The organism is Acidocella sp. MX-AZ02 (assembly GCF_000306035.1).
GTDB lineage: Bacteria > Pseudomonadota > Alphaproteobacteria > Acetobacterales > Acetobacteraceae > Acidocella > Acidocella facilis.
The window spans coordinates 769,151-792,466 of the sequence record NZ_JH976207.1 but is presented as its reverse complement, the minus strand read 5'-3'; the positions used below and the strand labels follow the sequence as shown (position 1 = coordinate 792,466).

Genomic DNA, 23,316 nt, shown 5'->3' with positions numbered 1-23,316 from the left:
AACTTAGAATGAGACGACAGCTAGAACGAGTCATCGAAAACGCGCCTATTCAAATTGCTCCTACGTCACTTGTGGCGTCTGTGTGTCCTGTTACGGCGGCAACTGAAGCGTTGGCGACAGAAAGCGAGGGAGATGCACGCGGGGCCATTTTCACGCGCGCTGAGGTGGTTGATTTTATTCTCGATCTAGCTGGCTACACAGAGGATCAACCACTTCACGAAAAGCGACTTTTGGAGCCGTCATTTGGTGGTGGCGACTTCTTGCTGCCGATTATCAAGAGACTATTGGCTGCATGGCGAGCAGTAAGGCCACACAGCTCGGCGCTGGATGATCTGGCTAATGCGATCCGGGCGGTAGAACTACATCACAGCACTTTTCACCGCACTCGAACTGCCGTTATCGCAGCCCTCAGGCAGAATGGTATTGCTGCGAATGCCGCCACTGCGCTGGCAAATTTCTGGTTGTCGCAGGGCGATTTCTTGCGAGCGCCGTTGGACGGACAATTCGACTTTGTCGTGGGCAACCCGCCCTATGTTCGGCAGGAACTGATACCAGCACCACTTCTTGCCGAATACCGCAACCGTTATACGACGATGTATGATCGGGCCGATATCTATATTCCCTTCATTGAACGGTCACTGTCAGTCTTGTCAGATGGAGGCACCTTGGGCTTCATTTGCGCGGATCGCTGGATGAAAAACCGCTATGGTGGGCCACTGCGCAGTCTCGTCGCCAACAAATTCCACATGAAGGCTTATGTGGATATGGTGGATACACCAGCCTTTCATTCCGATGTAGTTGCATACCCGGCTATTACCATCATCAGCCGCGAGGCGCCGGGGGCAACGCGCATCGCTCACCGTCCGGCCATCGACCGCGCAACGCTGACCACGCTGGCTAGTTTGCTTACCGTCGCTGAGTTGCCCAAAGAAAGTGGTTCGGTGCGCGAGCTTGCGGGTGTCGCTAATGGTTCTGAGCCGTGGCTGTTGGAGTCGGCGGACCAAATGGCTCTCATTCGCCGGTTGGAAGGTGCTTTCCCCTCGCTAGAAGAGGCAGGCGCAAAAGTCGGGATCGGTGTCGCGACCGGCGCTGATAAAGCCTTCATAGGGGATTTCGAGGCACTCGACGTAGAGCCAGATCGAAAGCTGCCTTTGGTGACAACCAAGGACATCATGACTGGAGAAGTAAAGTGGCGCGGTCAGGGAGTCATAAACCCATTTGCAGAACCGGGCGGGCTGGTTGATTTACGTGAGTATCCACGCCTGCGCCGTTACCTTGAGGCGCGGCGAGAAGCGATTGCCGGACGTCACTGCGCTCAAAAAATTCCAGCTAATTGGTATCGCACGATTGACCGTATCACGCCTGCATTAGCCGCGAGGCCAAAGCTTCTGATCCCTGACATCAAGGGTAAGGCGAATGTCGTCTTCGAAAATGGCACGCTCTATCCCCACCACAACCTCTACTACGTCATATCGGATGACTGGAATTTGCGGGCACTACAGGCGGTGCTGCTATCTGCCGTCTCTCGTTTGTTCGTTGCGACATATTCAACAAAAATGCGTGGTGGGTTCTTGCGCTTCCAAGCGCAGTACTTGCGTCGTATTCGCATACCTTTATGGGCTGATGTATCCAAACCCCTGCGCCGTGAACTGACCGAGGCTGCCATCAAGCGGGACATGCAAGCATGCAACCGAGCGGTGTTCAAGCTTTATGGCCTCAGCCACGACGAACGCTCCGCTCTCGGAGGCAATGGAGAATAAATGGCACTCGACCTTGTCAACTATGAACGGAAATCCAGCGAGGCCGTGAAAGCATTCTGGGGCAATCGCGAAGCAGCAAGGCAAAAGCAAATTGAGTCGGGTAAGGCCGATCAAGGTGAACGCGCAGGCGTCACTGCCGGTAAGAACATGGATGGATTCTTGGCGTTGGTGCTGGATATTATCAAAGCCAACGGGCTAGCCCATGCCGAGTTTTATCAAAACCGCGCAATGCTGACCCTGCCTGGCTATTTCCGACCGACCAAGTTGTGGGACCTCTTGGTGATCTACAAGAACGAGTTGATTGCCGCCGTTGAGTTGAAAAGCCATGTGGGTCCATCGTTCGGCAACAACTTCAACAACCGAACCGAGGAAGCCATTGGAACTGCACATGACCTCTGGACGGCGTTCCGGGAGGAGGCATTCGGCAAGCAACCACGTCCCTTCGTTGGGTGGCTAATGATGGTCGAGGATGCGCCAGAATCCCGCAGGGCTGTAAAGGACTCTTCGCCACACTTTCCAGTGTTCGAGGAGTTCAAGGGTGCATCCTATCTCAAGCGGTACGATCTGCTGTGTCAACGATTGGTACAGGAGCAGTTGTACACTACTGCCGCCGTCATTGCTGCGGAGCGCAGCGCAGTGAATACCGGGCATTTCACTGAAATGTCATCTATGACCAGCCTCAAGACGTTTGTAGCTGCTTTGGCCGGTCACGTCGCAGCAGAGGCGGCACGGTTGGGCTGATAACACAAGGGGGGATGGATGAAGCTGAGCGAATATACTGTCCGGGAGTTTCGAAGCATATGGGATTCCGGACCGATAAGGGTGGACGGCCAGACCACTTGTCTTGTCGGCAAGAACGAGGCCGGAAAGACAACCCTTCTGACGGCGCTTTACCGCACGAATCCCATTATTCCTGCCGATGCGGTGTTCGATGAGACCTATGACTATCCCAAGCGCGAGGTCGAGGATTACCGCTTTGCCGTCGAGAACGAGGACCGCGACGCGGCGGTTGTCGTTGAGTGCCTTTATGAACTTGATGCGGAGGATGCGGAGGCCGTCACTTCGATTTTCGGGCCCCAGGTTCTCCAAGGCAACACCTTCACCCGCAAAACCTATTACGGCAAAGCCAACAGCAGATTCTGCTTGGTAACGGACGACTCTGCTGCGCGTAAACACCTTGCTGACAATCCGGCGTTGCCGGACGACCTCAAGACTGCGCTCGCCGGGGCCGCCGACTGGAATACATTTGCTGCTGCGCTTGATGCGGCGGAAGCTACCGGCGCTGTCAATGGGCTGAAGGAGCTTGTGGCTAAGGTCCGCCAAAATGGCCTTAGTCACTATATCTTCAATTCGTTGATTTGGCCTCGCGCGCCAAAGTTTTTGTACTTCGACGAATACTATCAGATGGAGGGACAAGCCAATCTCAACGCCCTGATCGCTCGTGAGAACGCCAAGAATCTTGAGGATTCTGATTATCCGCTGCTGGGGTTGATCAATCTTGCGCGCCTCGATCACAGGAAGCTTGTCGAAACGAAGAACACCACCAAACTGAAAAACAAGCTTGAAGGAGCCGGAAACCACCTTACTAACCGGATCGTCAAATACTGGTCCCAGAATCGCCACATCCAAATGCGGTTCGACGTGCGCGATGCCAAACCCGAAGACCCAGAAAACATGCGGCAAGGTATTAATGTCTGGGGAGAAGTGTATGACACCGTGCATTGGGCGCATACTCCACTGCGCACACGTTCGCGCGGCTTTGTCTGGTTCTTCTCATTTCTCGCTTGGTACGAGGATATTAAACGTCAGAAACAGAACGTTATTCTGTTGCTCGATGAGCCTGGGCTTTCGCTGCATGGGCGAGCGCAGGCCGACCTTCTCAAGTACTTTGAGGCGGAGTTGTCCGCCCACCAACTGATCTACACCACCCATTCGCCCTTTATGATCGATCCCACAAAATTCGAGCGGGTGCGGATCGTACAAGATTTGGGCATCGACGCGAAGGAGCCGCTACCCAAGGATCAGGACGGCACGAAGGTTCTTACCAACATATTCGACGCCACCGACGACAGCCTGTTTCCGCTGCAAGGTGCGCTCGGTTACGAGATTCAGCAGACGCTGTTCATTGGCCCTAATTCGCTTGTGGTCGAAGGCCCAGCCGACATGTTGTTCTTGCGGGCCATGTCCGCCCAGCTTGAGCGCGAGGGCCGCACGGGTCTCTCCGAGGATTGGGTGATTACACCCACGGGTGGCAGCGGCAAGGTTCCAGCTTTCGTTTCGCTGCTCGCCCCACAGAAGGGAATGAACGTTGCCACGCTACTCGATATCCAGAACAGTGACCGCGCGTTGATCGAAGACCTCTATAAGAAAAAGCTACTCAAGAAGAAGCAGGTAGCCACTTACGCTGACTTTGCCAGGACCAATGAGGCGGACGTGGAAGATATGTTCGAGCGAGATTTCTATGTGCGCCTTGTCAATGCCGAGTTCGTCAAGGAATTGAATTCGCCGATTCCATCCACAGCATTGAACGCCAAGGAGCCACGCACGTTGCGCGCCATCGAAACCTATCTCCAAGCCAATCCGTTTAAAGCTGGCGCGTTCGGCCACTACCGCCCCGCCCGCTATTTTTCGGAGAACGTGGCCATGCTCTGGAAGGATGTTTCAGATGCCACAAAGGACCGCTTCGAGGCCGCCTTCAAGCACCTTAATGCGCTGCTGAAATAGGCTGCCATTATGCCAGTTCGACATGCGCTTGCGCCGTAACATCGTCGTGTCGCCCGGCTTGGCGCTTCAGATTGTAAGCGTGGTATTTTTCGTGGTAGTTTGTGCGGGGCGATTTGCAATATGTTGAAAAACAAAAGTTATTTTGGCATGTTTACAATCGAGTGGGAATGATTCAGCCCTAAACAGAACGGGTCGGGGACATCCTTCCCGGCCCGTTTTTATTCACGGCGCAAACGGCAGCCCGCTCTGAATCGTCGCCGCGCTCGGCAGGTCCTTGGCCTCGAACCCGCCGCCCAGATCCGCATATAGCGCGATGCTGGCCAGCAGCCGGCTTTGCTGGATCGACAGGGCCGTCTGCTGGTCGGAGAGCAGCGTCACCTGCGCCGTGACCACCGTGGTGTAATCAACCGTTCCGGCGCGATACTCATTCAGCGCGATCTGCGCGGCACGCTGCGCTTCCGCCACCGCCCGCGCCTGCACCTGCGCCTGCGCCGCATAGATCTGCAGATTGGAGAGATCCGTCTCCACCGCCTGGAAGGCGCTCAGCACCGTCTGCCGGTAGGTCTCGACACTCTCCAGATAGCCCGCCTTCGCCGCCGCCACTGCCTGCGCGCGCGTCCCGCCCTCGAACAAATCCCCGGTCGCCGAGGCGCCCAGCGACCACAGCGCGTTGGAGGCGCTGAACAGCGCGCCGATCGGCGTCGCCGAAAACCCGCCCAGCGCCGAGAGGCTGAGATCCGGGTAATACGCCCCCACCGCCACGCCGATATTGGCATTCTGCTCGGCCATGGCACGCTCGGCGGCGGCGATATCGGGCCGGCGCTCCAGCAGCGTGCTCGGCACCTGCGGCGGCGCCACCGGCACGCTGGCGATCTGCTGCCCGTCCGGGATGGAGATATCCGAAGGCGCATGCCCGGTCAGCAGCGCGATGGCGTGCTCATATTGCGCCCGCGTCGCCTGCTCGGAGATCAGGCTGGACTGCGCGCCATCCAGCTCCGTTTGCGCCGTCAGCACGTCGGCTTGCGAGACCGTGCCGGCGTTATATTTGTTCTGGGTGATCCGCAGACTATCCTGGTAGGCGGCGATGGTCTGGTTCAGCAGCGCGATATTCGCATCCGCCGTGCGCAGATACACGTAATCCTGCGCCAAGCTGGCCTGGGCGCTCAGCGTGGCATTGGCGAGGTCGGCCGCGCTCACCTGCGCGGCGGCGACATTGCTCTGCACCTGGCGGCGGATCTTGCCCCAGATATCCGGCGTCCAGCTCGCCTGCCCCTCGAAGGTGCCGGAGGTTTTCGGCCCACTGGAAAGCCCGGCACCGCCGGAGCTGCCCCCCTGCCCGCTGCGCGTGGCGCTGCCGGTGAGTGCTAGCGTCGGGAACAGGCTGCCGCGCGCTTCCTGCGCCAGCGCCACCGCCTGCTGGTAGGCGTAGAAATCCGCCGCCAGCGCGGCGTTGTTCACCGCCACCTGGGCTTCGAGCTTGTCCAGCGTCGGGTCCTGGAAATTCCGCCACCATTGGCCTTTTGGCGCGCCATCCGCCGGCTGCGCCCGCACCCAGCCCGGCGCGGTCTTGTAGCCGGCGGGCACCGCCAGCTTCGGCTTCTGGTAATTCGGCCCAACCATGCAGCCCGAGAGGGCAAACAGGCCGATGAACGCAATCCGCCTCATGGCGCCTCCACAATGCTACCTGAACGCGGCGCGGCCTTGTCCCGCCCGCCGCGCAATGTCGTGCCCAGCCGTTCCAGCCAGAGATACAGAACCGGCGTGGTGTAAAGTGTCAGCGCCTGGCTCACCAGCAGCCCGCCAATGATGGTCAGCCCCAGCGGCTGGCGCAAACTCGCCCCCTGGCCGATGCCGATGGCCAGCGGCAACGCCCCCAGCACGGCGGCGAAGGTGGTCATCAAAATCGGCCGGAAGCGCAGCAAGGCGGCGCGGAAAATCGCCTCCTCCGGCGCAATCCCCTCGCCACGCTGCAGCGCCAGGGCGAAATCGATCATCAAAATCGCGTTCTTCTTCACAATGCCGATCAGCAAAATCACGCCGATCAGCGCGATGATGGTCAGCGGCGTGTTCAACATCAGCAGGAACAACGTCGCCCCGATGCCGGCCGAGGGAATGGTGGAGAGAATGGTCAGCGGATGGATCGTGCTCTCATAGAGAATGCCCAGCACGATATAGACCGCCGCCAGCGCCGCCAGAATGATCAGCGGCTCGGAGGATTGCGAGGATTTGAACGCCGCCGCGGTGCCGGCGAAACTGCCCTTGATGCTCAGCGGCACATCGAGATTGCTCATCGTCTTCTGGATCTCCGCCGCCGCGCTGCCCAGCGCCGTGCCGCCGGGCAGCGAGAAGGAGATCGTCGCCGCCAGCTGCCCGCCCTGATGATTGACCGAGATCGGTGTGGTTCCCGGCGTCACCGTGGCGAAGGCCGAAAGCGGCACCATGGTTTCCTTGTTGGTGCTCACCGCGGTGCCGGAGGAGGCGCTCTTGCTGCCGGAAATCGAATTGATGGCGGCATTGGTGGCGCTGTCCAGCGCCACGCTGCTGGTGCGGCTGCTCGCGCTGGTGCTGGTGGTGCTGGCACTCACCGCCCCGGCGGCGAGCTGGGTGGCGCTGGTGCCGCTGGCGCTGCCGCCTGAGGTGCTCACATAGATGCGCTTCAGATCATTCGGCGTCTGCTGGTATTGCGGGGCGAATTCCATCACCACCTCATACTGGTTCAGCTCGTTATAGATGGTGGAGACCGTCCGCTGGCCGAATGCGTCGTACAAGGTCGCGTCGATCTGCTGCGGCGTCAGCCCCAGCCGCGAGGCCTGGGCGCGATCGATCTTGATGTCGGTCTCCAGCCCGCCAGTCTGCATATCCGAATTCACATCCAGCAGCGCCTTGTCCTGCTTCAGCGCGGCGACGATCTTCGGCACCCAGCTCTGCAGCGTCGCGGCATCATCGCTGGTCAATGTGTATTGATATTCGGCGTTGCTCTGCCGCCCGCCAACGCGCAAATCCTGTGCCGGCACCAGGAAAGTCTGCGCGCCGGGAATTTTCGCCAGCTGCGGGCGCAGCCGGGCGACGATGGCGGTGGCCGAGAGATGACGTTCGCTGAGCGGCTTCAGCGTGATGAACATCATCGCCGTATTGGTCGAGCGCCCGCCGGTAAACCCCGCCGCCGAGGCCACCGCCGGGTCCTTCTGGATGATCGCCTGCGCCGTCTTGAGCTTCGCCGACATCGCCGCGAAGCTGGTGGATTGATCGGCCTGAATATTGCCGATGATCATCCCGGTATCCTGCTCGGGGAAGAAGCCTTTCGGCACCAGCACGAACAACACCAGGTTGAGGATGATGGTGACCAGGAAGCCGAACCCGACCAGCCGCGCATGGCGCAGCGCCCAGCGCAGCGAGCGCTCATAGCCATCGCGCGCGGCGGTGAAGCCGCGCTCCATCGCATCCAGCACCCGCCGCTTGCGCCCTGGTTCATGTGAAGGCGGCTTCAGCAGCAGCGCGCAGAGCATCGGGGTGATGGTCAGCGAGACGATCAGCGAGATGATGATCGCCAGCGACAGCGTCACCGCGAACTCCCTGAACAACATGCCAAGCAGCCCCGGCATCAGCAGGATCGGCACGAACACCGCGATCAAGGAGAGGCTCATCGAGAGCACGGTGAAACCGACCTCGGCGCCGCCTTTCAGCGCCGCATCCAGCGGGCTCATCCCGTCTTCCAGATGCCGCATGGTGTTTTCCACCACCACCACCGCGTCATCCACCACGAAGCCGGTGGCGATGGTCAGCGCCATCAGCGAGAGATTATCGATGGAAAAACCCAGCAGATACATCGGACCGAAGGTGCCGATGATCGAGACCGGCACCGCCAGCCCGGGGATCAGCGTGGCGCGCGGCGAGCGCAGGAACAGGAACACCACCCCCACCACCAGCAGCACGGCGATGAACAAGGTCCGCTCGGTATCGTCCACGGCGGCGCGGATGGACTGGCTGCGATCCATCGCCACGCCGATATGCACCGAAGGCGGCAAGGCCGCCCGCAAGCTCGGCAGCAGCTTCTTGATGTCATCGACGGTGTTGATGATGTTCGCATCCGGCGTGGCATGGACAATCACCAGCACCGCATGCTTGCCGTTATAATAGCCGGCATTCTGGGTATTCTCGACCGAGTTCTGCACATCCGCGACATCGGAGAGCTTCACCGCCTGGCCATTGCGATAGGCGATCACCAGACCGCGATATTGCGCCGCCGTCGTCGCCTGGTCGTTGGTGTAGAGCTGATAGCGGTTGGGGCCGACATCGAAATAGCCTTTTGGCGCATTCGCGTTGGCGCCGGCGAGGGCGGCGCGCACATCCTCCAGCCCGATGCCGTACTGCGCCAGCTTCCCCGGCTGCAGCTCCACCCGCACCGCCGGCAGCGCCGAGCCGCCCAGCTCCACCTCGCCCACGCCGGAAACCTGGGAGAATTGCTGCTCCAGCACGGTATCGGCGGAATCATAGAGCTGCGCCGCCGTCATCGTATCCGAGGTGAGTGCGAGCACCATGATCGGAATATCGGCCGGGTTGAACTCATGATAGGTCGGGTTGGCGCGCAGGCTGGTCGGCAGATCCGCCCGCGCCGCCTGGATCGCCGCCTCGGTATCGCGCGCCGCCCCGTTGATGTTGCGGTCCAGCCCGAATTGCAGCGTGATGCGCGTGCTGCCAATGCCGGATTGGCTGGTCATCTCCGTCACATCCGCAATCGCGCCGAGATGGCGCTCCAGCGGTGCAGCCACGGTGGAGGCCATGGTGTCCGGGCTGGCGCCGGCCATCTGCGCCATGACCTGGATGGTCGGAAAGGCGATCTTCGGCAACGGCGCCACCGGCATGCGGGTGAAGGCCAGCATGCCGGAGAGCGCGATGCCGATGGTCAGCAAGATGCTGGCCACCGGCCGGCGAATGAAGATCGCCGGGATATTCATGCGCGCTGCCCGCGCAGCCGCACCGCCAAAGCCTCAAAGGCGAGATAGATCACCGGTGTGGTGAACAAAGTGAGCACCTGGCTGACCAGCAGACCGCCGACGATGGCCAGCCCCAAAGGTGCCCGCAGCTCAGAGCCCATGCCGCCGCCAAAGATCAACGGCAGCCCGGCCAGCAAGGCGGCCAGCGTCGTCATCAAAATCGGCCGGAAGCGCAGCAAGGCCGCCTCATAAATCGCCTCGCGCGGTGCTTTGCCCTCATGGCGCTGCGCCTGCAAAGCGAAATCGATCATCATGATCGCGTTCTTTTTCACAATGCCGATCAGCAGCACGATGCCGATAATCCCGATCACCCCCAGCCCGTCGCCGGCCAGCCACAGGAACAGCAGCGCGCCGATGCCCGCCGATGGCAGTGTCGAGAGAATGGTCACCGGATGCACGAAGCTCTCATAGAGCACGCCCAGCACGATATAGACCGCGATGATCGCCGCGATCAGCAGATAGACCTCATTCGAGAGCGAGCTTTGGAACTGTGCCGCCGCCCCCTGGAAGGAGGTCTGCATCGCGGTCGGCAGCTTCACCTGCGTCTCCGCCCGCTTGATCGCATTCACCGCCTCCCCCAGCGTCGCCCCTTGCGCGACGTTGAAGGAGATGGTGGTCGCCGGGAACTGTCCCAGATGCTCCACCACCAGCGGCACTTTGCGCACGCTGAAGCTGGCGATGGCCGAAAGCGGCACCATCCCGCCGGTCGAAGAGGAGGAGGGCAGATAGATATTCCCCAGCGACGCGATGGAGGTCATCTTATCCGCCGGCACGCCCATGATGACGCGGAACTGGTTGCTCTGGGTGAAAATGGTGGAGATGATGCGCTGGCCGAAGGCATCATAGAGCGCGCTATCCACCGTCGCCGGGGTGATGCCGTAGCGCGCCGCATTGGCGCGGTTGATGTCGATATAAACCGAGTTGCCCGAAGCCTGCAGCCCGCTGGCGACACCGGTGATCTGCGGCAGGCTTTGCAGCGCCGCCAACAGCTTCGGCACGTAGCTGGTGAAATCCCCGCTATTCGGGTCCTCGAGCACGAATTGGTACTGTGTCGGCGAGACGCTGGTATCCAAAGTCAGGCTCTGCACCGGCTGCAGGTATAGCGAAATCCCCGGCACACCCGCCACCGCGCGGTTGAGGCGCGGGATCAGCGCGCTGGCGGAGAGGCTGCGTTCGCTCTTGGGTTTCAGATTGATCAGGAAGCGGCCCTGGTTCAGCGTGGTGTTGGTGCCATCCACGCCGATATAGCTGGTCAGGCTGACCACATCCGGGTCTTTCAGCAAGGCATCCGCCAGCTGCTGCTGGTGCTGCGCCATCGCCGCGTAAGAGGTGCTCTGCGCCCCCTGGCTGATGCCCTGGATCTGCCCGGTATCCTGCACCGGAAAGAAGCTTTTCGGAATGAACACATACATCAAGCCGGTCAGCGCCAGCGTGGCGATGAACAGCGCCAGCGTGAGGCGCGCATGCGCCAGCACCCAGCTCAGCCCGCGCCCATAGGCGGCGACGATACGCGCGAATTGCCGCTCCGCCCAGAGCGCGATGCGCCCGGGTTTTTCCTGCGCATGCTCATGCAGAATCCGCGAACACAGCATCGGCACCAAAGTCAGCGACACCACCGCCGAAATCACGATGGTCACCGCCAGCGTCACCGCGAATTCGGAGAACAGCCGCCCGGTGACATCGCCCATGAACAGAAGCGGGATCAGCACCGCGATCAGCGAGACGGTCAGCGAGATGATGGTAAAGCCCATCTGCCCCGCCCCCTTCAGCGCCGCCTGCATCGGGCTCTCGCCCAACTCCAGATAGCGGGCGATATTCTCGATCATCACGATGCTGTCATCCACCACGAAGCCGGTCGCGACGATCAGCGCCATCAGCGAGAGATTATCGATCGAGTAGCCGCAGAGATACATCACCGCCAGCGTGCCGATCAGCGAGACCGGCACGGAGATCGAGGGGATCACCGTCGCGCGCAAACTGCCCAGGAACAGATAGATCACGGCGACGACAAGGAAGATGGAAAGCAGCAGCTCGAACTCGGCATCGCGCACGGAGGCGCGGATGGAAATGGTGCCGTCGCTCACCACCTGAATATTCATCGCCGGCGGCAGCCCTTGGGTGAGTGTCGGCAAGGCCCGCTTGATCGCATCCACCGTCTTGATCACGTTGGCGTTCGGCTGGCGCTGCACATTCAGGATGATCGCCGGCGTCCTGTTCACCCAGGCGCCCAGCTCCGCATTTTCCGGCGCGGAGACCACCTTGGCGACATCCTTCAGGAAAACCGGCGTGCCGTTCTTATAGGCAATGACCAGCTTGTTATATTGCGCGGGGTCGGTGATCTGGTCGTTATCGTTGATCGTGTAATTCTGCACCGGGCCGGAGAAACTGCCCTTCGGCGAATTGACGTTGAGATTGGCGATATCCGTGCGGACATTGTCGATGGAAATGCCATAGGCGGCGAGCGCCTGCGGGTTCACCTCGACGCGGATCGCCGGCTCATTGCCGCCCGCGAGGCTGACCAGACCGACCCCCGAAATCTCGGAAATTTTCGAGGCCAGGCGTGAATTCACCAGACGCTGCACATCGATGAGGTTCATCGTCTTCGAGGTGATCGCCAGCGTCATGATCGGCGCGTCGGCCGGGTTGACCTTGTTATAGATCGGCGGCGCCGGCAGATCGCTCGGCAACAAATTTCCCGCCGCGTTGATCGCCGCCTGCACCTCCTGCTCGGCCACATCCAAGCTCAGCGACAGATCGAATTGCAGCGTGATCACCGAGGCCTCGGCCGAGCTCTGGCTCGACATCTGGTTGAGCCCCTGCATCTGGCCCAGCTGGCGCTCCAGCGGCGCGGTGATCGATGTGCTCACCACATCCGGCGATGCGCCGGGATAGAAGGTCTCCACCTCGATGGTGGGGTAATTCACATCCGGCAGGGCCGCGACCGGCAGATACTGGAACGCCACCAGCCCGACCAGCACGAAGGCGATCATCAGCAGCGATGTCGCGACCGGCCGAAGGATGAAAAGCCGGGAGGGGTTCACTGGCCGGCGGCCTGGCCGTTCTGTTTCTTATGATGCCAGCCACCTGGCTTGCCGGATGGCGCCTGGCTGGGCGCGATGGCCTCCGGCGCCCCGTTGGTGGTCACCGTTTCGCTGCCCGAGGGGGTGATCTTGCTGCCATCGGTCAGCCGGTCGACGCCATCCACCACCACCTCATCGCCCGGACTCACCCCCTTGGTGATGACGGTGTTGATGCCATCGGTCGGGCCGGTGGTCACCGGCACCATCTTCACCGTATTATCGGGCTGCACCACATACACATAGGCGCCAGGCGCGCCCTCCTGCACCGCGGGGCTGGGCACCAGGGTCGCGTTCTGCAGCGTCTTCACCAGCAGATGCACATTCACGAACTGGTTGGGGAAGAGCTTATTGTCCGTATTGGCGAAATCGGCGCGCAATTTCACCATGCCGGTGGAGGTGTTCACCTGGTTATCGACAGCCGAGAGCGTGCCATCCTCCAGCTTGGTCACATCGTCGCTCTCATAGGCGCTGGCCTGCAGGGTCCGGCCTTGTTCGAGCTGTTCCAGAATCTGCGTCAGATCCTGCTGGGCGACGGAAAACTCCACCGTGGTCGGGCTGATGGTGGTCACCACCGCCAGCCCGGTGGAGCTGCCAGAGGTGACGTAATTGCCCAGATCGACCAGCCGCAGGCCGATCCGCCCGGTCACCGGCGAGGTGATATGGCAATAGGCCAGATCGAGCTTGGCGGTGTCGATATTCGCCTGGTCGGATTTCACAGCCGCCGCATCCTGGGCCACGGTGAATTTCTGGTCCGAGACGGTCTGCGCGGAAATGCTGTTCTGCGCTTCCAGCTTCAGATAGCGCGCATAATCGGAGCGCGCCTGGTCCAGGCTGGCCTGGTCCTTGGCCAGCGCCGCCTGATATTGCTCAAGCTGGATCTGATACGGCCGCGGGTCGATCTGCACCAGGAACTGGCCCTTCTGGACCATCTGCCCCTCGGTGAAGCCGATCTGGGTGATATAGCCGGAAATCTGCGGCAGCAGCGTCACCGTGGCGGTGGGGGTGACGGTGCCCAGCTCATCCAAAGTCACCTGCATCGGCCCGCTGACGGCCTTGGCGGTGACCACCGATTGCGCGGCCGGGCGGTACCCGGCCTGCTTATGGCCGCTATGGCGCCACCAGATGAAGGCCACCAGGAGAATGACCACCAGGGCGATGACATACCGCCCCTTGCCGCGCTTGCGCTGCCCTTCGCGTACCGCCACCAAAGCCCACTCCTGCTCCAGATCCTGTGCGTTGCTATAAGGGCTCCGCTCTGCTTTGTCCCCGCGCGAACATTAACGGCAGGATGACAAATCGTAACCCGATCAGGGCAGCGAAGTGATCTCGGTGGAGGCGAGCGGCAGGCCAGTGGCCCAAGGCAGGGCGGCGAAGGCGCCGGTGACGGCAATACTGGCCAGCAGCACCAGCAAGGCGCGCCAGATATTCAGCTGCAGCCCGTTGCGGAACACGAACCAGCGATTCCACAGCAGATAGAGCCCGATCAGCCCCAGCACCGCCATCTCCACCTGGTCCATCTTCAGCCCGAACTGGACCAGGATCGAGCCGATGAAGGCCGCGACCAGGATCGCCGGCAGCACCAGCCAGAAGCACCAGTTCAGCGCCGTGGCGGTGCGCAGCCACAGCTCCCGGCGCCCGAAAAGCCGGGCGAATTCGTAAGTGATCACAGGCAGCGCCAGCACGGTGCAAAGCCGCGAGAGCAGCCCCAGCAGCGCGCTTTTCCAATCGCCCGCGACCAGGCTGAGCAGCGCGCCGACCAGCGGAAACGCGATCAACGGCGCCAGCGAAGCGGCAAATGCGTCCTCGCCGGTGCCGAATTCCTCGATGCCTTTGGCATTGCCGCGCGCCAGCAGCAGCAGACCGCGCATGATCATCCGCAAAACCCTTCGATCAGCGCCGCATACACATCCGCCAGCTGGTCCAGCTCGGCCACCGGCACCGCCTCATCCACCTTATGCATGGTGGTGCCGACCAGCCCGAACTCCGCCACCGGGCAAAACCGCGCGATGAAACGCGCATCCGAGGTGCCGCCGCCGGTATTGCGGTCCGGCGTTACCCCGGTGACGCGCTCGATCGCCCCCACCAGCGCGGCAATCGCCTCGCCCGGCTGGGTGAGAAAGGATTCGCCGGAAATCTTCACCTGCAACATCGCCCCCGGCGCGTGGCGGGCCAGCACATCCTTCAACCAGGCGGTGAGCGAGGCGCCGGAATGCAGATCATTGAAGCGGATATTCAGCTTCGCCACCGCCGCGCCGGGAATCACGTTGGGGGCGGGATTGCCGACATCGACCGAGGTGATCTGCAGCGTCGAAGCTTCGAAAAATTCCGACCCCTCATCCAGCCTGTGCGATGCCAGCTCCGCCAGCACCGGGATCAGCTTATGCACGGCATTATCGGCCAGATGCGGATAGGCGGCATGGCCCTGGCGGCCCTGCATGGTGATCACCGCATTCAAACTGCCGCGCCGCCCCACCTTCACCACATCGCCGAGCACAGCCTTGCTGGTCGGCTCGCCGACCACGCAGAAATCCGGGATTTTCCCGTTCGCCTGCATCCAGTCCAGCACCCGCACGGTGCCATCCACCGCCTCGCCTTCCTCATCCCCGGTGATCAGCAGCGAGACATGCCCCGGCACCCGCGAGGCCGCCGCCACGAACGCGGCGATGCCACCTTTCATGTCCACCGCCCCGCGCCCATAGAGCACGCCGCCCTGCTCCTCCCCATCGAACGGCCCGTGGGACCAGCCCTCGCCGGGCGGCACCACATCCGTATGGCCGGCGAAGCAAAGATGCTTTCCAGGGCCTTTGCGCTCGGCGAAAAAATTCTCGATCTCGCCGAAACGCAGCCTCGTCACCTCGAACCCCAGCTTTCGTAGCGCTACGATCAGCACGCCCTGCGCCCCCGCATCGGCGGGGGTCACCGAGGCGCAGCGCAGCAGATCGCGCAGCAGGGCGGGCGCGGAGATCACGCGCGCAGCAGCTCGTTGATCGAGGTCTTGGAACGGGTCTGCGCATCCACGCGCTTGACGATGATCGCCGCCGCCAGGCTGGGCGAGCTGGGCGTCTTGCCCGGCAGGCTGCCCGGCACCACGACGGAGTAAGGCGGCACCTTGCCATACATGATCTCGCCGGTCTCGCGATCGACGATCTTGGTGGAGGCGCCCAGGAACACGCCCATCGAGAGCACCGCGCCCTCACCCACGATCACCCCTTCCGCCACCTCGGAGCGCGCGCCGATGAAGCAATTATCCTCAATGATCACCGGATTCGCCTGCAGCGGCTCCAGCACCCCGCCAATCCCGACACCGCCGGAGATATGGCAGTTCTTGCCGATCTGCGCGCAGGAGCCAACGGTCGACCAGGTGTCGATCATGGTGTTCTCACCGACATAGGCGCCGACATTGGTGAAGCTCGGCATCAGCACCACGCCGGGGGCGATGAAGGCGGAGCGGCGAACCACGGCGCCGGGCACCGCGCGCATGCCGGCGGCGGCAAAGCGCGCCTCATCCCAGCCGGCGAATTTGATCGCCACCTTGTCGAACACCGGCGCATCGCCGACATTGCCCTGCACATAGTTCGGGTACAGGCGGAAGGAGAGCAGCACCGCCTGCTTCAGCCACTGATTGACCACCCAGCCACCCTCGCCCGGCTGCGCCACCCGGGCCTTGCCGGAATCCAGCAGCTCCAGCGCCGCCTCAATCGCATCGCGCACCTCGCCTTTGGTGGCGGGCGAGATGCTGGCCCGGTCGTCCCAGGCGGCTTCGATGGCGGTTTTCAGCGCGGTGCTCATAACTTCATTCCCTAAAAAATACAGAACGGACCAGGCGGCTGCCCGCCGGCCCCATCAATCGGCCAGCCCGCCTCAGGCGGCGATAATCTCCAGCCCGCCCATATAAGGCCGCAGCACGGATGGCACGGTGATCGAGCCATCCTCATTCTGATAATTCTCCATCACCGCGATCAGCGCCCGGCCGACAGCGGTGCCCGAGCCGTTCAGCGTATGCACGAAGTCAGGCCTGCCATCGCCCACCCGGAAGCGCGCATTCATCCGCCGCGCCTGGAAGGCGAGCGTGTTGGAACAGGAAGAGATTTCCCGGTATTTCCCCTGCCCCGGCACCCAGACCTCGAGGTCATAGGTCTTGGCGGCAGAGAAGCCGGTATCCCCGGCGCAGAGCAGCATCCGCCGATAAGGCAGCTCCAGCCGCTCCAGCACGGTTTCGGCGGCGCGGGTCATGCGCTCATGCTCCTCCGCGCTTTGCTCGGGCGTGGTGATGCTTACCAGCTCGACCTTGGTGAACTGATGCTGGCGCAGCATGCCGCGCACATCCCGCCCGGCGGAGCCGGCCTCGGAGCGGAAACAATAAGAAAGCGCGGTCATCCGCAGCGGCAGCTGCGCCGCCGGGGTGATCTCACCAGCGACCAGATTGGTCAGCGGCACCTCGGCGGTTGGAATCAACCAGCGCCCATCGGTGGTGGCGAACAGATCCTCGGCGAATTTCGGCAGCTGGCCGGTGCCGTACATGGTGGCATCGTTCACCAAAAGCGGCACCACCGTCTCGGCATAGCCATGCTCGCTGGTGTGCATATCCAGCATGAACTGGCCCAGAGCGCGTTCCAGCCGGGCGAGCTTACCCTTCAGCACGGTAAAGCGCGCCCCGGCCAGCTTCGCCGCCCCGGCGAAATCCATCATCCCCAGCGCTTCGCCGAGCTCGTGATGCTCCTTCGGCGTGAAGTCGAAATTGCGCGGCGCGCCCCAGGTTTTTTCGACCTTGTTATCCGCCTCGTCCTTGCCCTCGGGCACCGCCGCGTCCAGCAAATTCGGGATCTTGCCCAGCGTGTCGCGCAGCAGCGCATCCAGGCGCGGCCCTTCGGCGTCCAGCTTGGCGATCTCCTCGCGGATGCGCATGCCCTGCGCTTCCAATTCGGCACTATCCGCCTTGGCACGCTTGGCCTCACCGATCTTCTTGGAGACCGCATTGCGCTCGGCCTGCAGCTCCTGCTGGCGGGCCAGGGCGGCGCGGCGCTGCTCGTCCAGCTCCAGGATTTCGCGCGACAGCGGCGCGATGCCCCGGCGCGCGAGGCCCGCGTCAAACCCCTCGGCATCCTCGCGGATCAGCTTGATATCATGCATTCTCTTGGTCTTTTTGCTCAGCGGTGGCGGCCTCTTCGGCCTCGTCCTCATATTTCGGCTCGACGAGCTTCACGAAGAACAGCGAAATCTCGAACAGGAACAGCAGCAACGCCGCCATGATGCACTGGCTGGGCACGTCCGGCGGCGCCATGATGGCGGCGACGATGAAGCAGCCGACATAGGCGTAGCGGCGATAGCGCTTCAGCGTCGCATGGGTGACGATGCCAACCTTGCCCAGCAGCGTGAGCAGCACCGGCAGCTCGAAGCTGAGCCCGAAGGCGAAGAGCAGCTTCATCACGATGTTCAGATAATCCGAGACCTTGGGCAGCAGCGAGATATCCACCCCCTGCCCGCTTTGCTGGAAGGAGAGGAAGAATTTCCAGGCGATCGGGAAGAACACGTAATAGGCCAGCGCGCCGCCGGCGAAGAACAGGATGGGGGTGACGATGAGAAAGGGCAGCAAGGCCCGCTTCTCGCGCCGGTACAGCCCGGGTGCGACGAACAGCCAGATCTGCGTCGCCAGGACCGGGAAGGAGATGAAGGCGGCACCGAACACCGCCACCTTCACGTCGGTAAAGAACGCCTCATAAAGCGCGGTATAGACCAGCTCCGGCTTCTGCCCCTGCGCCACCAGCGCGTGCGCCAGCGGGGCGGCCAGGAAGTCGTAAATCTTCGCGGAAAAATGATAGCAGACCAGAAACGCGATCAGGAAAGCGGCGGCCGACCAGATCAGCCGTTTGCGCAGCTCCGCAAGATGCTCGAGCAGCGGCATTTCCTTGTCGTCGATCTGGTCTTCATCGGCGGTTGTCATTTAAAAACCCCAGCGCCTGGTGCCAGGCGGAATGAAAGCGGGTGTGGGCGCCTTGCGCGCGGCCTCGGGCGGGATGACGGCAGGGGCATCGGGCGGCGCCTCCTCGACCACGGCCGGCGGTTTGTAGGCGGTGACGGTCTGCGTCTCGACGCTGTCATTCACCTCCTTGGCGGTGGCGCGCAGGCTGCCATCCGGGTCCAAAGCGGTTTCGGCGGCGGTGCGGAAATCGAATCGGCGGAGCTTGTCGATCTCGCCCTTCACGTCCGAGAGATTCGCCTCGCGCATCATCTCGTCCAGATGGCCCTGGAATTCCGAGGCCATGCCGCGCGCCTTCTTGATCAGCCCGGTGACGGTCCTGATCGCGACAGGCAGATCCTTTGGCCCAATGGCAATCAATGCCACCGCCATGATCAGCCCGATTTCACCCCATGACAATCCAAACATCGCGCAGGCTTGCTAGCAGGCCCTCACGCGGATGGCAAAGACGCGGCAATCCGCGCCAGCGCCGCATCCTTCACCCCCAGCGCGCGCAGATGCTCGACGGTGTTTTCGAAATATTCCCGGCAGGTGCCGAGATCCCCCCTTCCGGAGGCGATCAGCGCCGCCGTCTGCTCCACCGAAAGCTCCTTGATATAGCGCGGATGGTCGGGATTGATGACGAAGGTGATCGCCCGCACCGGCTTGCCCCCGGCCTCAAGCCGCACCCAGCGGGCATTATAGGCGCCGCCATACATTTCCCGCTGCCAGAGCAGCCACAGCTCCTGGCGGATTTTCTCAGCCGCGATTCGGAACGCCACCCCCCGGCAGGCCCCGCCGCGGTCGAGCGCCAGCATCACACCCGGCGTCTCCGGCGTGCCGCGCCCGATGAACATGCGCAGGCAGAAACGCCGATGCCAGCCGCGCAGCAGGGCGCAGCTCTTCGCCTCGTAATCGAAGGCCGGATTCCAGATCAGCGAGCCATAGCCGAACACCCAGAGATCTTCGTCCGCCGGATGCGCGGCCAGGATCTCATCGAAAATCTGCTTCATCTCCGCTTCGGTGCGCCAGCGCATGTCCGGATGGGCGGCGGCATATTCGCGCTGGCGGGCACGCAAAGTGCCGTCCATCAGCGTCTCACGGGTGATGCGCAGCGGGCTCATTCGGGTTTCGCGTCTTCCACCCCCGCCGCCTCATCCGGCTGCCCCGCCTCCTGGGGCTGCGCATCGGCCTCGGCTGGCGGCGCGGCAAGGGCCGGTCCGTTCGCATCGATCAGCAGCTCCTCGCGCTTGGGCATCTCGCGCAGATCATTCAGCCCGAACTGGGCGAGGAAATTTGGCGTGGTGCCCCAGAGGGTCGGCCGGCCGGGGGTCTCCTTGCGGCCCTTGGGCGTGATCAGCCCGTTTTCCAGCAGCAGATCCAGCATGGTCTGCGAGAGCGCGGCGCCGCGGATTTCCTCGATCTCGGTGCGGGTGACCGGCTGGTGATAGGCGATGATGGCCAGGCTCTCCATCGCCACGCGCGGCAGCCGGCGGGGCAGCTCCACCACCTTGCGCAGCGCCGGGGCAAGGTCCGGTGCGGTGCGCAACTGCCAGCCGCCGCCGACCATGACGATATTCACCCCGCGCGAGGCATAAGCGGTGACCAGATCGCTCATCACCGCATCCACATCCGTATCCACCGGCAGCAGATTGGCCAGCATCCTGGCCGTCACTGGCTGGGTGGCGGCGAAAATCGCCGCTTCGGCCAGGCGCATCGGCAGCGTAAAGGCTTCAGCCATCAGATCCGTCGCTCTCCTTCTTCCGTCGCATCAGAATCGGCCCGAACCGCTCATCCTGTTTCAAGTCTAGCTGCCCATGCTTGGCCATTTCCAGCCCCGCGATGAGGGTTGAGGAGATGGCTGCCCGGCGCGGAATGCCATCCTGCAGCCCCTCGGGGAGAAACTGCTCCAGGCTCGCCCAATCGGGCAGCGAGCCCAGCATCCGGCCGACACGCTGCAACGCATCCTGCACCGAGAAATACACCATCGGCCGGGGCCGGTAGCGCTGCTTGGCGCCCGCCCGGCGGCGGGCCGCCAGATAAGCCGAGAGCAGGCTGGTCATGTCCAGCTTCAGGCGCGAGCGGTCCAGCTCGGTGAGGTCTTCCGGCAGGCCGCGCTCGAACACGTCCCAGTTCAGCTGCGGACGTTGCCCCATCCAGGCGGCGGCCACCCGCATCGCCTGCAGCTGCATCAGCCGGGATTGCAAAATCTCGGCGGCGAGCTCCGCATCCTCCGGCTCACCCAGCTGGGGTACCAGCAAACGCGATTTCAGCCAGGTCAGCCAGGCCGCCATCACCAGCCAGTCCGCCGCCAGCTCCAGACGCACCCGCCGCGCCCCTTCGATCACCGCCAGGAATTGCTCGACCAGCTGCAGGATGGAGATTTTCGCCAGATCCACCTTCTGGGTGCGGGCGAGTTCGAGCAGCAGGTCTAGCGGCCCCTCGAACCCCTCCAGCGACAGAACCAGGGTCTCAGTTGTCTCCAAAGCCATTTCCCGTCAGCCCCAGCACCAGCCGCTCGGCGGCCGGCAGCAGAAACCCCATCACGTCACGGAACGGGTCGAAATGCACGCCGAATTGTTGCAGCGTCACCGGCAGCACGAACAAAACCAGCAGCACCGCGGCGATGCCGAGATTTTCCGCCCGCGCCAGCCGCATCGCCAGCGGTAGCGGCAGAATGCCCACCGCGATCCGCCCGCCATCCATGGGCGGCAGCGGGATCAGGTTGAACAGCCCGAGCAGCAGGTTGATTTCGATGAAATAGGCCAGGAAATCCAGCCAGGGGATGGATTGCGCCGCCACCGCCGCATGCATCACCACGCCGCCCCCCAGCGCCAGGATGAAATTCATCACCGGCCCGGCCAGGGCGACGATCGCCATCAGCCGGCGCGGCTCGCGATAGGTGCCGAGATGCAGATTGAAGGGGGTGACCGGCACCGGCTTCGCCCAGCCATAGAGAAAGGCGATATGGCCGAGCGTGGCGAGCTGCCCCACCGCCAGAATCAGCGGCAGGATGAAAGAGCCCATCTTGTCCAGATGTCGAACCGGATTCAGCGTCAACCGCCCGGCCAGTTGCGCGGTCTTGTCGCCCATCCAATAGGCGACCACGCCATGCGCCAGCTCATGCAGGATGATGGCGATGCCCAGCCCGATCAGGATGCTAAGAAAATGCATCATCTATAGCGCCTCCAGCACGGCCCGGTTGCCGGCGAAATCGCCCGGGCAATAAAGCGCGATATCGCACCCCGCCGCCAGCGCCCGGCGCGCCCGCGAGGCCGGGTTCGGATCGCTGGAGAGCGCGCCCATGGCCAGATCATCCGAAACCAGCACGCCCTGGAACCCGATCTCACCGCGAATCAGATCGCGGATCACGATCTCGGACAAGGTGCCCGGATTGAAGCGGTCATATTGCTCATAGACCACATGCGCCGTCATCGCCCAGGGCAGATTCTTGTTGGCGATGAAGGGGATCAGATCATCCCGCGTCAGCTCGGGCACCACCGGCAGCGCCACGTGCGAATCGACCAGAGCCCGCCCATGGCCGGGCAGGTGCTTCATTACCGGCAGAATGCCGGCGGCAACGATGCCGCGCGCGATTGCCCCGCCCAGCCGGCCGACCATCGCGGCATCGCCGGTAATCGCCCGGTCCCCCACAACGTCCGAGGCGCCGGGGATGCGGATATCCAGCACCGGGGCGGCGGTGCAGGTGAAGCCGGCTTCGCGCACCATTTCGCCGAGCGCCTGGCCGTGGGCGTAGGCCTCCGCCTCGGTCTTCAGCGTGCCGGCGGCGGGCAGCTCGGGCCAATGGGGGCTGCGCAGCCGGGCGACGCGCCCGCCCTCCTGGTCCACCATCAGCACCGCGCCCGGTGGCAGAAGGGCTTTCAGTTCCGCCGTGAGGTCAGCCAGCTGCGCCGGATCGGCGATGTTGCGCTTGAACAAAATCGCCCCGCGCGGCGCGTGGTCACGGAACAAAGCCCGTTCCTCACCCGTGAGGGAGAGGCCGGAAATCCCCAGAATCGCTGGTTTCAAAATGCCGCCACGGCACAAGCCGCGCCCTTGGAGGTGAGATTGTCACAGAAGGCTTTCGCCGCCGCGCCGGAGGGGAAGCCGCCAATGCGCAGCCGCCAGACGCTCTGCCCGTTGACGATCGCCGGGATGATCTCGGGCGTGCGCCCGGAGAGCAGGTCCGGGAACTGCTTCTGCAGCTTGGTCCAGGTGGCGAGCGCGCCGCTTTCATCCCCTGTGGCCGCAAGCTGCACCGCGCTCATCCCCTCGGCCTGGGCCGCACTGCTGGCGGTGGAGCCGGGGCGCGGCGTCTGCGAGGCGGCGGGGGTGATGTTCTGCGGCTTATCGGTGGTGGCCGGGGTGGCGTTGGCCGGCGCCGGCGCGTCATCCGGGCTTGTCCCCGGTGCGGCCGGCGGGGCGGCCTGCGCCATCTGGGCGGGCGGCTGGTTCAGCCCCGCCGCCTGGTCCAGCGCCGCGATATCCGGCGCCTGGCCAGGGGCGGCCAGACGCGGCGCCTTGTCGCTCATCTCACCGGACATGATGGGAATATTGGCACCCGGCACCACCAGCCCGCCAGGATCGGCCGGGACCACGCGCAAGGGTGTCGCCGGCGGCTCGACCACCGGCGGCGGCCCGAAGGTGTAAGGATGGATGCCGCTCCAGACCCAGGCGACGACGATGACCAGCACCGAAACCCCGCCCGCGGCGATCGCCATGCGCTGGATCGCCGGGTCCAGCCGCTGGCCCTTGGCGCGATGCGGCCGATACAGGAAATCATCGTCGTCTTCCTGCAAATC

The 23,316-nt window shown here is 63.1% G+C and carries 19 protein-coding genes; 3 read left to right on the top strand and 16 right to left on the bottom strand.

The genetic code is table 11. From position 1 onward, the window contains the following. The first annotated feature begins 8 nt into the window (after positions 1-8). Genes MXAZACID_RS03910 through MXAZACID_RS03900 form a run of 3 tightly spaced genes read left to right on the top strand, consistent with a single transcriptional unit; the run spans position 9 to position 4,484 of the window. The gene (locus tag MXAZACID_RS03910; RefSeq protein ID WP_083878445.1) at positions 9-1,760 is read left to right on the top strand and encodes an Eco57I restriction-modification methylase domain-containing protein; all 1,752 of its coding nucleotides are present in this window, start codon (positions 9-11) and stop codon (positions 1,758-1,760) included. Then, the gene (locus tag MXAZACID_RS03905; RefSeq protein ID WP_008492787.1) at positions 1,761-2,501 is read left to right on the top strand and encodes a PaeR7I family type II restriction endonuclease; all 741 of its coding nucleotides are present in this window, start codon (positions 1,761-1,763) and stop codon (positions 2,499-2,501) included. A gap of 18 nt (positions 2,502-2,519) precedes the next feature. After that, entirely contained in the window at positions 2,520-4,484 is a 1,965-nt protein-coding gene (locus MXAZACID_RS03900) for an AAA family ATPase (protein ID WP_008492786.1), read from the top strand. Positions 4,485-4,706: 222 nt separating this feature from the next. On the opposite strand, the gene MXAZACID_RS03895 is transcribed toward MXAZACID_RS03900, so the two are convergent. The 16 genes from MXAZACID_RS03895 to MXAZACID_RS03820 all read right to left on the bottom strand — a co-directional run bounded on the left by MXAZACID_RS03895 (position 4,707) and on the right by MXAZACID_RS03820 (position 23,313). Then, positions 4,707-6,149, bottom strand: a complete 1,443-nt coding sequence (locus MXAZACID_RS03895) for an efflux transporter outer membrane subunit (RefSeq protein ID WP_008492785.1) — start codon at positions 6,147-6,149, stop codon at positions 4,707-4,709. Further along, positions 6,146-9,439, bottom strand: coding sequence for an efflux RND transporter permease subunit (locus MXAZACID_RS20000; RefSeq protein WP_008492784.1), 3,294 nt, complete (start codon positions 9,437-9,439; stop codon positions 6,146-6,148). The genes MXAZACID_RS03895 and MXAZACID_RS20000 overlap by 4 nt, the downstream gene beginning before the upstream one ends. Beyond that, the gene (locus tag MXAZACID_RS03885; protein ID WP_008492783.1) at positions 9,436-12,519 is read right to left on the bottom strand and encodes an efflux RND transporter permease subunit; all 3,084 of its coding nucleotides are present in this window, start codon (positions 12,517-12,519) and stop codon (positions 9,436-9,438) included. Before MXAZACID_RS03885 ends, MXAZACID_RS20000 begins: the two co-directional genes overlap by 4 nt. Further along, positions 12,516-13,763: an efflux RND transporter periplasmic adaptor subunit gene (locus tag MXAZACID_RS03880; RefSeq protein WP_205619728.1), complete on the bottom strand. Its 1,248-nt coding sequence runs from the start codon at positions 13,761-13,763 to the stop codon at positions 12,516-12,518. The genes MXAZACID_RS03885 and MXAZACID_RS03880 overlap by 4 nt, the downstream gene beginning before the upstream one ends. Before the next feature lie 102 nt (positions 13,764-13,865). Then, positions 13,866-14,432 carry a hypothetical protein gene (locus tag MXAZACID_RS03875; RefSeq protein WP_008492780.1) on the bottom strand — a complete coding sequence of 189 codons (567 nt, stop codon included), beginning with the start codon at positions 14,430-14,432 and terminating at the stop codon, positions 13,866-13,868. Next, positions 14,429-15,526, bottom strand: coding sequence for a succinyl-diaminopimelate desuccinylase (gene dapE / locus MXAZACID_RS03870; RefSeq protein WP_008492779.1), 1,098 nt, complete (start codon positions 15,524-15,526; stop codon positions 14,429-14,431). Before dapE ends, MXAZACID_RS03875 begins: the two co-directional genes overlap by 4 nt. Then, positions 15,523-16,347 carry a 2,3,4,5-tetrahydropyridine-2,6-dicarboxylate N-succinyltransferase gene (gene dapD / locus MXAZACID_RS03865; RefSeq protein WP_008492778.1) on the bottom strand — a complete coding sequence of 275 codons (825 nt, stop codon included), beginning with the start codon at positions 16,345-16,347 and terminating at the stop codon, positions 15,523-15,525. Before dapD ends, dapE begins: the two co-directional genes overlap by 4 nt. A gap of 72 nt (positions 16,348-16,419) precedes the next feature. Then, on the bottom strand, positions 16,420-17,688 hold the full coding sequence (gene serS, locus MXAZACID_RS03860) for a serine--tRNA ligase (protein ID WP_008492777.1): 1,269 nt from the start codon (positions 17,686-17,688) through the stop codon (positions 16,420-16,422). Beyond that, positions 17,681-18,499, bottom strand: coding sequence for a twin-arginine translocase subunit TatC (gene tatC / locus MXAZACID_RS03855; protein ID WP_008492776.1), 819 nt, complete (start codon positions 18,497-18,499; stop codon positions 17,681-17,683). The genes serS and tatC overlap by 8 nt, the downstream gene beginning before the upstream one ends. Beyond that, a complete protein-coding gene (gene tatB, locus MXAZACID_RS03850) occupies positions 18,500-18,943 on the bottom strand; it encodes a Sec-independent protein translocase protein TatB (RefSeq protein WP_008492774.1) in 444 nt (147 codons plus the stop codon). Positions 18,944-18,966: 23 nt separating this feature from the next. Then, a complete protein-coding gene (locus MXAZACID_RS03845) occupies positions 18,967-19,638 on the bottom strand; it encodes a gamma-glutamylcyclotransferase (protein ID WP_008492773.1) in 672 nt (223 codons plus the stop codon). Continuing rightward, the gene (scpB, locus tag MXAZACID_RS03840; RefSeq protein ID WP_008492772.1) at positions 19,635-20,255 is read right to left on the bottom strand and encodes an SMC-Scp complex subunit ScpB; all 621 of its coding nucleotides are present in this window, start codon (positions 20,253-20,255) and stop codon (positions 19,635-19,637) included. The genes MXAZACID_RS03845 and scpB overlap by 4 nt, the downstream gene beginning before the upstream one ends. Further along, the gene (locus MXAZACID_RS03835) at positions 20,248-21,006 is read right to left on the bottom strand and encodes a ScpA family protein (RefSeq protein ID WP_008492771.1); all 759 of its coding nucleotides are present in this window, start codon (positions 21,004-21,006) and stop codon (positions 20,248-20,250) included. Before MXAZACID_RS03835 ends, scpB begins: the two co-directional genes overlap by 8 nt. Then, complete coding sequence (locus MXAZACID_RS03830; RefSeq protein ID WP_008492770.1) at positions 20,987-21,691, bottom strand: site-2 protease family protein; 705 nt, start codon at positions 21,689-21,691, stop codon at positions 20,987-20,989. The genes MXAZACID_RS03835 and MXAZACID_RS03830 overlap by 20 nt, the downstream gene beginning before the upstream one ends. Beyond that, positions 21,692-22,543, bottom strand: a complete 852-nt coding sequence (nagZ, locus tag MXAZACID_RS03825; RefSeq protein ID WP_051060171.1) for a beta-N-acetylhexosaminidase — start codon at positions 22,541-22,543, stop codon at positions 21,692-21,694. After that, positions 22,540-23,313 carry an SPOR domain-containing protein gene (locus MXAZACID_RS03820; RefSeq protein WP_008492768.1) on the bottom strand — a complete coding sequence of 258 codons (774 nt, stop codon included), beginning with the start codon at positions 23,311-23,313 and terminating at the stop codon, positions 22,540-22,542. Before MXAZACID_RS03820 ends, nagZ begins: the two co-directional genes overlap by 4 nt. Positions 23,314-23,316 lie beyond the last annotated feature (3 nt).

Coding starts and splice junctions, on each gene's coding strand:
- tatB (WP_008492774.1), bottom strand. CDS start 18,943: ATGTTTGGATTGTCATGGGGTGAAATCGGGCTGATCATGGCGGTGGCA.
- serS (WP_008492777.1), bottom strand. CDS start 17,688: ATGCATGATATCAAGCTGATCCGCGAGGATGCCGAGGGGTTTGACGCG.
- MXAZACID_RS03875 (WP_008492780.1), bottom strand. CDS start 14,432: ATGATCATGCGCGGTCTGCTGCTGCTGGCGCGCGGCAATGCCAAAGGC.
- MXAZACID_RS03900 (WP_008492786.1), top strand. CDS start 2,520: ATGAAGCTGAGCGAATATACTGTCCGGGAGTTTCGAAGCATATGGGAT.
- MXAZACID_RS03835 (WP_008492771.1), bottom strand. CDS start 21,006: ATGGCTTTGGAGACAACTGAGACCCTGGTTCTGTCGCTGGAGGGGTTC.
- scpB (WP_008492772.1), bottom strand. CDS start 20,255: ATGGCTGAAGCCTTTACGCTGCCGATGCGCCTGGCCGAAGCGGCGATT.
- tatC (WP_008492776.1), bottom strand. CDS start 18,499: ATGACAACCGCCGATGAAGACCAGATCGACGACAAGGAAATGCCGCTG.
- MXAZACID_RS03830 (WP_008492770.1), bottom strand. CDS start 21,691: ATGATGCATTTTCTTAGCATCCTGATCGGGCTGGGCATCGCCATCATC.
- MXAZACID_RS03910 (WP_083878445.1), top strand. CDS start 9: ATGAGACGACAGCTAGAACGAGTCATCGAAAACGCGCCTATTCAAATT.
- dapD (WP_008492778.1), bottom strand. CDS start 16,347: ATGAGCACCGCGCTGAAAACCGCCATCGAAGCCGCCTGGGACGACCGG.
- MXAZACID_RS03845 (WP_008492773.1), bottom strand. CDS start 19,638: ATGAGCCCGCTGCGCATCACCCGTGAGACGCTGATGGACGGCACTTTG.
- MXAZACID_RS03905 (WP_008492787.1), top strand. CDS start 1,761: ATGGCACTCGACCTTGTCAACTATGAACGGAAATCCAGCGAGGCCGTG.
- MXAZACID_RS03895 (WP_008492785.1), bottom strand. CDS start 6,149: ATGAGGCGGATTGCGTTCATCGGCCTGTTTGCCCTCTCGGGCTGCATG.
- MXAZACID_RS20000 (WP_008492784.1), bottom strand. CDS start 9,439: ATGAATATCCCGGCGATCTTCATTCGCCGGCCGGTGGCCAGCATCTTG.